Origin of the sequence: Thermodesulforhabdus norvegica, from assembly GCF_900114975.1 — a bacterium.
GTDB classification, from domain to species: domain Bacteria; phylum Desulfobacterota; class Syntrophobacteria; order Syntrophobacterales; family Thermodesulforhabdaceae; genus Thermodesulforhabdus; species Thermodesulforhabdus norvegica.
The window spans coordinates 640,331-652,995 of sequence record NZ_FOUU01000001.1 but is presented as its reverse complement, the minus strand read 5'-3'; the positions used below and the strand labels follow the sequence as shown (position 1 = coordinate 652,995).

At 50.0% G+C, this 12,665-nt stretch carries 11 protein-coding genes; 1 reads left to right on the top strand and 10 read right to left on the bottom strand.

Features of this window, described 5'->3' with window-relative positions; translation table 11 throughout:
• Positions 1-25: 25 nt before the first annotated feature.
• Genes BM091_RS03150 through mfd form a run of 5 tightly spaced genes read right to left on the bottom strand, consistent with a single transcriptional unit; the run spans position 26 to position 7,003 of the window.
• Positions 26-733 (bottom strand): cytochrome c biogenesis protein CcdA, encoded by a 708-nt coding sequence (locus BM091_RS03150; RefSeq protein ID WP_093393399.1) that lies wholly within the window; start codon positions 731-733, stop codon positions 26-28.
• Positions 730-1,497, bottom strand: coding sequence for a DNA repair protein RecO (gene recO, locus BM091_RS03145; RefSeq protein WP_093393398.1), 768 nt, complete (start codon positions 1,495-1,497; stop codon positions 730-732). The genes BM091_RS03150 and recO overlap by 4 nt, the downstream gene beginning before the upstream one ends.
• A complete protein-coding gene (locus tag BM091_RS03140) occupies positions 1,494-2,441 on the bottom strand; it encodes a helix-turn-helix domain-containing protein (protein WP_093393396.1) in 948 nt (315 codons plus the stop codon). Before BM091_RS03140 ends, recO begins: the two co-directional genes overlap by 4 nt.
• Before the next feature lie 13 nt (positions 2,442-2,454).
• On the bottom strand, positions 2,455-3,402 hold the full coding sequence (locus BM091_RS03135) for a peptidylprolyl isomerase (protein WP_093393395.1): 948 nt from the start codon (positions 3,400-3,402) through the stop codon (positions 2,455-2,457).
• Between the two features lie 13 nt (positions 3,403-3,415).
• Positions 3,416-7,003, bottom strand: coding sequence for a transcription-repair coupling factor (gene mfd, locus BM091_RS03130; protein WP_093393393.1), 3,588 nt, complete (start codon positions 7,001-7,003; stop codon positions 3,416-3,418).
• Between the two features lie 131 nt (positions 7,004-7,134).
• On the opposite strand from mfd, the gene selA reads away from it, so the two are divergent.
• Positions 7,135-8,583, top strand: a complete 1,449-nt coding sequence (gene selA / locus BM091_RS03125; protein WP_093393392.1) for an L-seryl-tRNA(Sec) selenium transferase — start codon at positions 7,135-7,137, stop codon at positions 8,581-8,583.
• Here the strand turns inward: selA and BM091_RS03120 are convergent.
• The 5 genes from BM091_RS03120 to BM091_RS03100 all read right to left on the bottom strand — a co-directional run bounded on the left by BM091_RS03120 (position 8,552) and on the right by BM091_RS03100 (position 12,288).
• Positions 8,552-9,034, bottom strand: a complete 483-nt coding sequence (locus tag BM091_RS03120) for an N-acetyltransferase (protein WP_093393533.1) — start codon at positions 9,032-9,034, stop codon at positions 8,552-8,554. The two genes, selA and BM091_RS03120, sit on opposite strands and share 32 nt — an antisense overlap.
• Before the next feature lie 249 nt (positions 9,035-9,283).
• On the bottom strand, positions 9,284-10,267 hold the full coding sequence (gene porB, locus BM091_RS03115; protein WP_093393390.1) for a pyruvate synthase subunit PorB: 984 nt from the start codon (positions 10,265-10,267) through the stop codon (positions 9,284-9,286).
• Positions 10,268-11,443 (bottom strand): transketolase C-terminal domain-containing protein, encoded by a 1,176-nt coding sequence (locus tag BM091_RS03110; protein WP_093393389.1) that lies wholly within the window; start codon positions 11,441-11,443, stop codon positions 10,268-10,270. It abuts the gene before it with no gap.
• Positions 11,443-11,736, bottom strand: a complete 294-nt coding sequence (gene porD, locus BM091_RS03105; protein ID WP_093393387.1) for a pyruvate synthase subunit PorD — start codon at positions 11,734-11,736, stop codon at positions 11,443-11,445. Before porD ends, BM091_RS03110 begins: the two co-directional genes overlap by 1 nt.
• 3 nt (positions 11,737-11,739) lie before the next feature.
• Positions 11,740-12,288 carry a pyruvate ferredoxin oxidoreductase subunit gamma gene (locus BM091_RS03100; RefSeq protein WP_093393386.1) on the bottom strand — a complete coding sequence of 183 codons (549 nt, stop codon included), beginning with the start codon at positions 12,286-12,288 and terminating at the stop codon, positions 11,740-11,742.
• Positions 12,289-12,665: the final 377 nt, after the last annotated feature.

Here is a 12,665-nt window from a genome sequence, read left to right as displayed (position 1 = left end):
CTTTAAAATCCTCTCCAGGGATTATTCAACTCAAGGTACCGGCTTTGAATATAAAGTACTCCCCTACGGCAAACATGCACATGGCAAGGGCTTTCTGGATAAATCTGAGCCATGGTCCTGAAGAGGGGAGCGCCGTCAGTAAGCCCGCAAAGATCCCGGCAATAACGACAATGAAAGCAAGTCCGTAGGAAAAGGCCAGAAAGACCGAAATAGTCCACGGTAGATTTTGTTTCGCAGCCGCCATCGACAGCAGAACTCCGAGTATCGGTGTAGTACAGGGGCCTATAATAAGTGCAGAGGTCACTCCCATGCTAAAAGCGCCCAGTCCCCCCCAGGAATTCTTACTCCGACCCAAATTCCTGAGCCACGAAGGCGGACGGACGTGAAAAACTTCCAGCATAATCAATGCCGCCAGGATGCAGATGTTTCCAACAACGAGGTAAAGCCACCTATTACCGACCCAGGATCCGAATAATTTCCCGGTCAATGTTGCAACGATGCCCAGGGTCGTGTAAGTAACCGCAAGGCCTGTAGCGTAAAGGGCCGAATAAAACAATACTCTTCTTTTGTCTCGTGAAGCCTGGTGCCCTATATAAGCCACCGTTATGGGCAAAACAGGATAGGTGCAGGGTGTAAAGCTTGCGAGAACTCCGCCCCAGAAAGCTGCTATAAAGGCAAGGAGAGACTGTCCCACCATCCACTCTCTAAATTCCACAATCCACGAAGAACTCATGTTGTCTCCTTAAGCCCTCTTTCTAAAATCCACCTGTAGCTTTTAAGTTCTTTCGAAATCAGCATCTCCAGCCACGAACAGATATTTTTCAAAAGTACCGGTGCTTTAAAGGCCGACATTCTGATATTCCACAACCTCCCCACCGGGAATGAAATAGAGCTTTTTATAATACTCAAAATTTCCCCGTCCCACTCCCATTTCATCGTCCCCGAAAGGAAATGTGTCGCACAGGTAACCCTGAATGGGCTCAGTTGCCATACCCATCTTCTCACAGAACTGAGGTCGGCGCCGCATATGTCGCATCTATCAAAAGCAGGGAGGTAGCCGGAGATGGCAGTTTGACGCAATAAAAAAATATCGGTCAATTCGACCGACCTTTCGGCCTGCCTGGAGGCAAGAGCATTGAGAAAACCCAGCAGAAGAAAAAAATTCTCCGGATTACCCTCACCCTCAGGGAGCAGATTAAGCAGAACTTCACGAACCAGATCCTTGAGTCCGGCAACCAGAGGCGGGTCGTCACCGAGGGAAAAGGCCTTTTCAAGCTTACCATCTTCAAGCCATAACCGATCCCCATAGTGCCGATACCTGAGAGTTACAAGGGAAAGGGTGCCAAAAGCGTTTACAAATCTTTTCCGGCTTCGTCTTCCGTGTTTTGCCAGAGCCCTCAGACGAGTACCTTTTTCATCCAGAAAATCGACGATTACATCGGCTTCGTTTGCATCCTTCGTCTGCAGGATAACAGCTCTGGTCGTGATAAATTTCATGGCTGTTTTTTAATTCGGGGAATGTCGTCCGGAAGTGTGAGCCTTACCACCTGACCTCGTTTTCCGGCGGGAGGCAACTTCTCGCCGTGCCATATAATCTCAGTACCCCCTGCATTGCCGAGAATAAGCCTGGCCTTAACGGCATCGGCGAACTGCAACTCCTCACCCGACGCCAGCAGCCTGCTTACGGGCTTTTCTTCATCAACCCATATTCGAACCCAGGCCTCCTCAAGAGCTTTTACCCGAAGAGAGTTGTCCTCAACTTTCTGCAATGTCTCAGCATTCCCAAGCTCCGGGGCTCTGACATCCCTTTCACCCTTTTCCATAACCGAGGCCAAAGGGGGTCCTTCATTCCCCGACATTATTTCGCCTTTCTGCGATAAGGCTTCTAAAGAACTGTTCTCCCGATCGACCACACCAACAGAGGGGAGTACTGACTTCTGAGGCTCCTTTGCTTCCTCCTCACGAGTAACTTCCGGCAAGGGGGGAACAAAATTATGTACGGCTTCAGGGTTCGGTGCAGGAAGCCGATTTGACCTGTGAAACAGGTAAACCCCACCGGATACCACAAGCGAAGAAATCAGAACAACAGTTGCATAAAAGACAAGGCGGCTCTTATTTTTTATGCGTCTTGGTTTACGCTGTAAAAGCCGCTCAAAGTAGTAATCTCTTCGATATGATTCGTCTATATTTTCGATTGCCTCAATAAAAGGCCTGGGCGATGTTTTGATGGCCTGACAATACATTCTGATGAAGCTTTTTACCAGAAACTTTGATCCCAGCCGCTCCCAGCGTCCCTCTTCAAGACACTTCAATACATCTACTGCTATGTTCGTTTCCGAAGAAACATAATCAAGAGAATGCCCCGCTTCTTCCCTCAGCGCTTTCAGGGCATTTCCAAGTTCGGCAGGGCTTTTGTATCTTTGTAATGTATCAGAAGTCATTTTATCTGATTTTTTATAACATTATTTTCACATAAGACCTTTTCATCAAATCTTGCATCCATTCTTTAAATTTTTTATTCACTTCCTGATTAAAAAGAAGCCTTCGGATCTTTTCTCTATCACGCTCTGTTATGGTACCGGGTGAGTAGGTTTCTCTTTCTTCCAGTCTAACAATGAAGTCGCCTGCATCAAGAGAAATCACTTCCGATACCTGGCCAGGCGAAAGTCCGGAGACGGCCTCTTTTATCGGCTCGGCGAGCTCGTCCAGGCTCATCCACCCAACCCTGCCGCCCTGATCCGCCGCAGGTCCTTTTGAGTATTTCCTCGCCAGTTCGTAAAAATCAGCCCCCTTTTGAATCTCTCTGAGAATATCTTCCGCCGTTTTATTTACTCTCTCTTCAGAAGGTATGAATATGATCGACAGATTGACCCTTCCCGAACTCAGTTGCCCCCCGTGTTCACGCAAATATTCTTCAATCTGATCATCGGTTATAACCGTTCTGGATTGGAAGACGCGTTCCATAAGTCGAGAGCGCTCCAGTTCCCTGCGAATTTCCTTTCTGAAGTCATCAATACTCATGCCCTGTTGCTTGAGAACATACTCAAATTGATCATCACTCCAGCCGTTCGACTGTTTTATACTCTCAACGGCCGCATCCACCTCCGATTCGTCAACCTTTATTTTCAACCGTTTCATTTCCTGTTCTACCAGCTTTTCCTCAACCATTTGCCTGAGCACTTCTCTTTCCAGAACCGATTGGGGCAGAGGAATCGGCCTGGGAGAATTTCTTTTAATAAAGGCTATTTCGGCCCTGAGATCACTGTACAGTATTATCTCATCGTTAACAACGGCCACTATACGATCCAGAACCTCAGCTTTTAAAGGATTGCAAAAAACACAGAGCAACAGAGAAACCAAGTATAGAACGGACCTGTAATCCCGATTAAAGAATTTTTTCATTATCGGTCATCTCCTAGGCTTTTAAAGATTTTTTCTCTGACCTATCACGCTCCCAGAAAGAGTGCAAAGTTCTTTTCAGGAAAGCCAACCTGTAAAGCATCTTCTCATGAGGAACACTTATCAACAGGCCACCTTCGGGATGTTTGTGAACACTGATACCCTTATCAGAGGCCCAGCTCGAAAATTTCCCTTCTTCATCTTTCTTTACGAAGCATATTCTAAACCGTTCTCCCGTTTCTTCAATCCTCAATATTCCGAGCTCTTTCATAAGAAGCCTGATCTTGGCCAGCATTATCAGGTTCTTGGCCTGAGTCGGAAGCGTTCCGAAACGGTCACGCCACTCCTTAACCAGTTCGTTAATATCTTCTTCCGTCGAAGCCGAAGCAAGTTTTTTATACGCCACAAGCCGTTGAGAAGTATCGGGGATGTATTCATCCGGTAGAAAAGCGGAAGCCGCTACTTTTATTTCCGGCTCCGGCACTTCCTCCGGAGAGTCCCCTTTGAGTCTGCGAATCATTTCCTGAACGAGCTCAAGATAAAGCTCATACCCCACTGCGGCGATATGACCCGACTGAGCCGATCCCAGAATTGTGCCGCCCCCTCTGATCTGGAGGTCGTTCATGGCGATTTTAAAACCGCTCCCAAGATCACTGAAATCCAGCAGGGCTCTAAGCCTTTTACGGGCATCTTTCGTTATGAGATGTTCTCCCGGGATGATTAGATAGGCATAGGCCTGTTCATCGGATCTGCCCACACGGCCTCTGAGCTGATACATCTGCGCAAGCCCGAAGCGATCTGCCCGGTTGATTATGATTGTATTGGCCCTGGGTATATCCAGTCCAGACTCTATTATGGTGGTGCAGACCAGCACATCGGTTTCTCCACGAACAAAGGCCATCATGGCTTTTTCCAGCTCTCGTTCTTTCATCTGACCGTGAGCCACGCCGACTCTGGCTTCGGGCACGAGTTTCCGGATGAACTCCGCCATCTGCTGAATGTTTTGAACATGGTTATGAACAAAAAAGACCTGCCCTCCCCGGGATAGCTCCTTCCTTATGGCATCCCGTATAACAGCCTCGTCAAAATCAATCAAAAAGGTCTTAACGGCTTTACGATCCTCCGGCGGCGTTTCTATTACGGAAAGATCCCGAATACCCGAAAGTGCCATGTGCAGGGTTCGGGGAATTGGCGTTGCCGTAAGCGTTATCACGTCAACGGATACTCGAAGCTCCTTTAATCGCTCCTTATGCTTAACTCCAAAGCGGTGTTCTTCGTCGATTATCAGGAGCCCAAGGTCACGAAAAGCCACATCCCTCTGGAGCAATCTGTGAGTTCCTATAACTATATCCACCGTTCCTTTTTTCAATCCCTCTATGACCTTTTTCTGCTGAGCCGGTGTTCTGAAGCGACTCAAAAGTTCAACGGTTACGGGAAAAGGAGCAAACCTTTCGCTGAAGGTTCTGAAGTGCTGTTCGGCAAGAACGGTCGTGGGCACCAGGACCGCTACCTGCTTTCCGTCCATAACGGCCTTGAAGGCGGCACGAAGGGCCACTTCGGTTTTGCCGAAACCGACATCCCCGCAGATGAGGCGATCGGCAGGCCTGGGGCTCATCATGTCGGCCAGCACATCCTCAATGGCCTTAAGCTGATCTGGGGTTTCCTCAAAGGGGAACAGGGCTTCAAATTCATGGTAAAGGCGATCGGGTGGTGAGAAGGCATAACCCTCTTTTACCTGACGGAGAGCGTAAATTCTCAAAAGCTCCTCTGCGATCTTTTCGGCGGATTCGCGAGCCTTCTTTTTTGCCGTCTCCCAGTGTTTCCCACCAAGCCTATCTATCCTCGGCGGAGCATCGTCCACACCGACATACTTCTGCACCTTATGGAGCTTTTCCACCGGCACATAGAGCTTATCCTCATCCATGTACTCAATGAGAAGAAAATCGCCTTCGAAGCCTTCACTCTTCAGGCGAACCAGCCCACGGTATCTTCCTATACCGTGATCCACGTGGACAACGTAGTCCCCTTCGGAAAGATCCTGAAAAGAACTGAGAGCAATTCCCTTAACACCGCTACCGCCACGTCGGCTCCGCCGACCCCGACCGAAAAGCTCCTCCTCTGATAGGACGGCCATGTACTCTGCCGGCCACTCAAAACCACGGGACAAACGTCCCGTAGTGATAAATAAGGAACCCGGAGGCAAAGACTCCCAGGCTGCCGGACCATCTAAAAGATCAACCGGAAGATCGTACTCCGAAAGAAGTTGCTTCAATCGTTCGGCTCTGTGTTTGTGCCCGCAAACGATGACAGCCCTCACGTGACTTTCCTTCCACGCAGTCAGAGACCTTACCAGAGGTTCAAGAAGTCTCTCACCGGGACGAACAGCCCTGAGCGACTCCTTGAGAAACTCCATTCCCCGAACATCTACCCGGATCACAGGCCTTTCGCTTTCGTCGGAGTATCGGAGGTCATCGCACCATATATGCCTGAAGCTCTTCAGGCTACGGTATATGGCCTCCGGAGACTCAAGCCACCGATCAACAGGCTGTCGCCATTCCTGCTCCCTTCGCTTTCCGTCCCCGCTTCCCAACAACTCGGAGAGTTGCTGATCATAGTACTCCCTGAGCACGCTTTCTGTCCTGTCCGCATCCCACCAGATCCAGATGCTATTGACGGGGAAGTAGTCAGACAGAATGCCCAGGCTCTCGTAACATGTCCCGATCATGCGTTCGTTATCTTTCCAGGAGCCATCGTTTATTCTCTTCAACCAGTAAGGCAGAGCGGAAGCTTCCACGAGTCCTGCTTCCACATCTTCCATCAGAATGCGGCTCGCCCTTTCCCGAGCCTCTTCGTCGACTATAATTTCACGACAAGGTACTATAAAGACATCGTCGGCTTTTCCCAGAGACCGCTGACTGGAGGGATGAAAAAAGCGGATTGATTCAACCTGATTTCCCCATACCTCTATGCGGATCGGCCATGTATAAAGAGGAGTATAAAGATCGTACAGGTCACCGCGCCTGCTCCAATCGCCGGGCTCTTCCACCAGGTTAACCCTGACATACCCCCAGGAATACACAACTTGCTCAAAATCGGCCGGCAGTTCCTCACCGACCCGGATGTGCATGAGCGATTCCTCCAGCACTTCTCTGGGAAGCGTTTTCTCGAGAAGTGATCTGGCAGGAACGACAAATATCCCGGGAGTGTTATTCCACAGCAATCGTGTCAGGGTTTTCATCCTCTGTGCGGCATCGTGGGCCTGACCGGACCATACCCCCCGATAGGCGAACTTGGGTGGAAAGACGAGCAAACGCTCGGAGAAAGCCGCTTCCTCCCTTTTGGCATTCCGATTCTGAAGGAAAAATTCAACACCCTCCGTCAAAAGCTCCTGTTCCTTTTCCTCGGGCACGACCAAAACTATGTGTGCCTTTGCCAGAGAAAGAAGCCGAACGGAAACGTAGCCGAGGGCGCTCAGATTGAGCCCATGAAGGGAAACCTGCCCCTTCAGAGAAGACAAAGTACGCCAGAGGGTCTCCAGATTAGCAGAACGGGAAGCCGAATTCCCCGGAGAAAAACTCTCCGTCGCTTCGGTCAGATGGGGCATATTCCTTCACTCCAGAACAGCACACCTCAGAGGGCAGCTTGAAATTTTATCTGTACCCAAGTAAGGTACATTACCTTTCCGGGTTTCTATTTTATATAGAACAGACCAAACGTTGAAAAGGGTTGTCGACAATGAAAGACCGGAGATCGGATAACGAATTACAGGAGGTATTGAAAAGGCTCCCGTCGGTTGACCGCCTGCTTCATCATCGGGAAGTGAAAAAGCTTCTTGACGGTTGCCCCCGGAAAATTGTCGTGAACTCCATACGAGAGGTCCTCGAGGCCCGGCGCAAAAAACTTACTAACGGCTATGGACACCTTGAACCGCCCTCGATAGAAGAAATCGTCGAAGAAGTAACTGCCGCCGTCAAAAACAGGCTTGAATGGACGTTAAGACCCGTCATCAACGCCACAGGCGTCATTATTCACACGAACCTTGGAAGATCTCTTCTGCCGACCGAGGCCATCGACAGGGTTTGCGAGATAGCTTCCCGGTACAACAATCTTGAATACGACCTTGCCGGAGGAAAACGGGGTTCCCGATACGTTCATGCGGAAAGTTTGATAGCGGAAATCACCGGTGCCGAAGGAGCCCTGGTCGTAAACAACAATGCCGCAGCGGTATTTCTGGTTCTCAACACTCTTGCTCAGGGCCGCGAGGTCATAGTTTCCAGAGGCGAACTGGTCGAAATCGGGGGCTCCTTCAGGATGCCCGACGTCATGGCCAAAAGCGGGGCTGTACTCAAGGAAGTGGGTTGCACCAACAGAACTCATCTCAGAGACTACGAAGGGGCCATTTCCGAAAACACGGCTATGATACTGAAGGTCCACAAAAGCAATTACAGAATAGTGGGCTTTACGAAAGAAGTGAGCACGGCAGAAATAGCGGAGCTTGCACACCGAAAGGGGCTTCTTGCGGTAGAAGATATGGGAAGCGGTTGCTTCATCGATCTCAGCCGCTTCGGCCTCAGAGACGAACCCGTGGTGCAGACCGAACTTGCCGAAGGTATGGATCTGGTAACCTTCAGTGGAGACAAGTTACTCGGAGGTCCTCAGGCCGGGATAATCGTGGGCAAAAAAGAGCTCGTCGAGAAATGCAAAAAGAATCCCATGACCAGGGCTTTCAGGGTAGATAAGCTGACGCTTGCAGCTCTTGAAGCCACCCTGAGGCTTTATCTCGACGAAGCTACGGCAATAAAGAACATCCCAACCCTCAGGATGATTGCAACACCACTTCACGAACTGGAAGAGAGGGCCAGGAAACTGGCAGGGTTGCTCACAGAGGCCATTTCCTCTGCGGAAGACGGTGCTTCTGGGGAGAGGTATTTCATCGGGGTTGAGCCCACCGTTTCAAGAGTCGGAGGCGGGTCGCTTCCGGAACAGGATCTTCCTTCCTGGGCGGTATCGGTAAGGTGTTCATCGGCTTCGCGTATAGAGAAATTGCTGAGGTCGAATAAGCCACCCATTATCGTTCGAGTCGAAAACGATGCCCTCTTAATGGATGTGAGGACTCTATTACCCGAAGACGATGGTTACATAGTGACGGCTTTCAAGAAGATTCTTGGGGAGCACTCACGTTGAAAAGCAAAGCCACTTCATCACACTCGGGAAATTTGGGGCATTTCAGGCAATCCACCCAGATTTTCTGAGGAAAGATGTTTTTGTCGACGATCTGAAAACCGAGCTTACGAAAAAATTCCTCTTCATAGGTGAGAACAAAAAGGCGCGGAATACCCAGCTCTTCAGCTTCTTCTATGCAGGCCTGGACGAGAGACCTTCCTATACCACGACCGTGAAATTCCTTGTTTACGGCAAGACTTGTTATTTCGGCAAGATCCTCCCACACAATATGAAGGCCACAACACCCCACTATTCGGCCGTTATCCTCACAGACGAAAAAATCCCGGATGCGGGAATACAGCTCACTCAAGGAGCGGGGTAAAAGCCGCCCTTCCCTGGCGTAAGGCATTATGAGGTCCTGAATGGCCCTGACGTCACCGATCTTCGCTTTTCGTATTACAAAGTTTTCCATCCTCGTTCGCCGGTCCACGAAGCCTTCCTTACGTAATTCTTCAGGAAACGAGCATAACATGCACCATGACCCGTTTCCTTGGCAACATCGTAATTGGCAAACAGAGCTGTTTCTTAAATTATCAAGCAAATCCGGAGATTTAGATGCCGGGCTTATAGGTAGAAACGCAGTTCCGCCGTTAATTCGGGATGGCCGCTATGGGTATGGGGCAGGTCACCCCGGCGGGCTTGCGGCCCGCCGGAGCCGGGATTACTCGGATTCTCCTTTTTCCTTTTCCCCAGTCTCTTCTGTTACACCACACCGTTCAAGGAGCGCACGCCACTCCTGGTCAACCCGAGCCTGAATCTTTGCTATCTCTTCATCTGTGAGATGACGGAATCTTCTCTGAAGCTTCAAATACTCTTTAACGGGCTTGGGTTTTGGATTTTTTCTCGAGAGGATCCACTTACCGTCTATGACCTCATAAAGCGGAAAAACGTTTGTCGCAACGGCCATTTTTGCCACTTCAATAGCAATGTTGCTGTCATGTCGCCACCCTGTAGGACAAACGGCAAAGATGTGGACATAGGCCGGCCCCGGGACCAGTGCCGCTTTCTTGACCTTATTCATGAGATCAATCGGATAGGCCGGTGACGCCGTCGCAACATAGGGAATTCCATGAGCCGCCGCAATAGCCGGAAGGTTCTTCTTCCAGGTAGCCTGACCTATACTCTTTTTCCCAGGCGGGGATGTCGTGGTCATGGCGCCATAAGGAGTGGAAGAGGAGCGCTGAATTCCCGTATTCATGTAAGCTTCATTATCCAAACACAGGTAAACGATGTTATGTCCCCTTTCCAGAGCACCGCTTAAAGCCTGAAGGCCTATGTCAGCGGTTCCGCCATCACCGCCGTAACCCACAAAAACAACGTTTTTGTTCTCAATTTTCCCCTTCCTGGCCAGAGCCTTATAAGCCGCTTCCACACCGCTTATAACGGCCGCTGCATTTTCAAAAGCAACATGTATCCAGGGCACGCGCCAGGCCGTTTGCGGGTAAGGCGAAGTAACTATTTCCATGCAACCCGTTGCCGAGGCAACGATCACGTTCTTCCCCAGAGCCTTCAGAGCAAGCCTGAGCCCCAGCATCTCAACACAACCCTGACAGGCCCTGTGCCCCGGGGATATGGGCTCAAACTCCGGAATGTTTTTCATTGAAAAGCCTTTAAAATCCTTAAGTGCTTCTGCTGCCGTGCTCATTTATTCCCTCACATTAATAATCTCGTAGGTCATGGGTTCCTTTGCCCTTGCCTTCTGCTCGGTTGAATCAACCATCGAAACGAAATCTTCAACGGTAACATCTCTCCCGCCGAGTCCCGCCACGTAGTTCATTACGTAGGGGCGGATCCCGTGGTCAAAGAGCGTGGACTTCACTTCCATGCAGAGAGGTCCCACGTGACCGTTAAAACCTAAAGCCCTATCGACGACAATTAAATTTTTTGCCTTCTTAACCACACTTACAAGCTCTTCTACGGGAAAGGGTCTGTAAAGGCGAAGCCTTGCAAGCCCAACCTTACGCCCCTTATCCCTCATAATGTCCACGGCCTGCATGGCCGTCTCGGAGATGCTCCCCACCGTGAGGAGCAAGGTTTCTGCATCATCGGCTTTATAAACCTCAACGGGACGATAGCGTCTGCCGAAATGCTTCTCAAACTCGTCCCAGGCTTCAAGTATTACGGGTTTCGCATTTTTGAGTGCTTCATCCTGAGCCTTCTTCGCCTCCGTATAGACCTCAGGAACGCCGACGGGCCCCATTGTAACGGGGTTATCGGGGTCCAATCTCAAAAGAGGCTTATAAGGTGGAAGATAGGCCTGAACTTCTTCCCTGGAAGGAAGATAGATGGGTTCAATCATATGAGTGAGAATAAAGCCGTCGAGATTGACCATCACGGGAAGAAGAACACGATGGTCTTCTGCAACACGATAGGCATGAATGAGAAGGTCCACGACATCCTGCCCATTTTCGGCAACCGTCTGGATCCATCCTGTATCGCGAGCCAGCATCATATCTGAATGATCGTTCCAGATGCTGATCGGAGCACTCAGAGACCGGTTGGCCACGGCCATGACTATCGGAAGCCTCATACTTGAAGCAATGTAACAAATCTCCACCATAAGGGCATATCCCTGGGAGCTTGTGGAGGTAAAGGTTCTTGCTCCGGCAGCGGCAGCCCCCACGCAAGTACTCATTGCACTGTGTTCTGACTCAACGGGAATAAACTCAGCGTCCAGATGGCCGTTAGCCACAAGCTCCGACAAATGCTCAACTATATGAGTCTGTGGCGTGATGGGATAGGCGGCCACCACGTCCACATCTATAAGAGCAATGGTCTCCGCAGCGGCTATGGAGACCTCCATTCCCACTCGTTTTCCCATTATCGCCCCTCCTCAACCATTTCGATAGCATCCTTTGGGCACTCGTTGGCGCAGATGCCACACCCTTTGCAGTAGTAGTAATTAAGCTCGTAATAGCCATCATCTCGGGGCGTATAGACCATATCAGGACAAAGGATGTAGCATCGACCGCACTTTATGCACTTTTCGTAATCCACCACCGGGCGCATCGAACGCCAGTCGCCGGTTTTCAGCTCTGAAGCATTCCCCGGCGTCACTATGGCCGCACCCAGAGCAAGTTCCTTCCAGCTACAGATTCCTGTTTCCTTAGCCACGGGTCACTCCTCCAGCTCAGTTTCTTCAAATGCTTTCTTACAGGCGGCAAAATTCTTTTCTCCCAACGGGCCGAATCTCTCCTTGATGGGTTCTTCAAAGCTTTCCAGGGGAACCACCCCACTGGCCTTCACCAATGCACCGAGCATGGTGGTGTTGGTAATGGGCACCCGAAGAACCTCCATTGCTATTTTCATCGCATCGACGGTAGCAACATGAGCTTTGACTCCATACTTCTCCTTAACTTCCCTGGGAGAACTCTTCGTATTGACGATCAACCAGCCACCGTCCTTGAGTCCTGCCTGAACATCAACAATCTCCATAAGGCTTGGATCAAGAACCACGACGATATCGGGTTCGTAAACCTTCTCCCGCGTAAGAATCGGCTCTTCGCTGACCCTCACGAAGGCCATCACGGGAGCTCCACGCCGCTCGGGACCAAAGCTCGGAAAAGCCTGTGCGTAAAGCCCCTTGGAAATCGCGGCCAGAGCGGTAAGTTCTGCCGACGTAACGGCACCCTGTCCACCTCGACCGTGCAACCTGATTTCAACCATCACCCATCACCCCGTCTCGTGATATTTTTAAGGTTTCCAGATAGCTCACGCTGCATACTATGTAACTATATCAATTTGGGCAAGCCTATTGTGAAAAATATCGGAAAGTAACGCCCCCTTAGCCCGCTTACCAATAACTTAACCGAAAGGAGTAATCGAAAAATAGAATAAACTGACGATTCTGAAAGGATGCATGGTAATTTTGCCTTATAGTATGTCCTTTTTAAAAAATCTTGAAAAGTGAACAGACCATTTTCAGAGCTCAAAAAAGAGAGCCTTTCAGAAAATTCTTGATGAGTTCTTCGTATCGTGGCAGGAAAAACTCAACGTGAGGTTTTTGACCGATTATAACTCACAACTTCCACGGAGGGCAGAAG

What these genes read in the sequence shown, in the direction of transcription:
- BM091_RS03150 (WP_093393399.1), bottom strand. Translation starts at nt 733, where the DNA reads ATGAGTTCTTCGTGGATTGTGGAATTTAGAGAGTGGATGGTGGGACAG.
- recO (WP_093393398.1), bottom strand. Translation starts at nt 1,497, where the DNA reads ATGAAATTTATCACGACCAGAGCTGTTATCCTGCAGACGAAGGATGCA.
- BM091_RS03140 (WP_093393396.1), bottom strand. Translation starts at nt 2,441, where the DNA reads ATGACTTCTGATACATTACAAAGATACAAAAGCCCTGCCGAACTTGGA.
- BM091_RS03135 (WP_093393395.1), bottom strand. Translation starts at nt 3,402, where the DNA reads ATGAAAAAATTCTTTAATCGGGATTACAGGTCCGTTCTATACTTGGTT.
- mfd (WP_093393393.1), bottom strand. Translation starts at nt 7,003, where the DNA reads ATGCCCCATCTGACCGAAGCGACGGAGAGTTTTTCTCCGGGGAATTCG.
- selA (WP_093393392.1), top strand. Translation starts at nt 7,135, where the DNA reads ATGAAAGACCGGAGATCGGATAACGAATTACAGGAGGTATTGAAAAGG.
- BM091_RS03120 (WP_093393533.1), bottom strand. Translation starts at nt 9,034, where the DNA reads ATGGAAAACTTTGTAATACGAAAAGCGAAGATCGGTGACGTCAGGGCC.
- porB (WP_093393390.1), bottom strand. Translation starts at nt 10,267, where the DNA reads ATGAGCACGGCAGCAGAAGCACTTAAGGATTTTAAAGGCTTTTCAATG.
- BM091_RS03110 (WP_093393389.1), bottom strand. Translation starts at nt 11,443, where the DNA reads ATGGGAAAACGAGTGGGAATGGAGGTCTCCATAGCCGCTGCGGAGACC.
- BM091_RS03100 (WP_093393386.1), bottom strand. Translation starts at nt 12,288, where the DNA reads ATGGTTGAAATCAGGTTGCACGGTCGAGGTGGACAGGGTGCCGTTACG.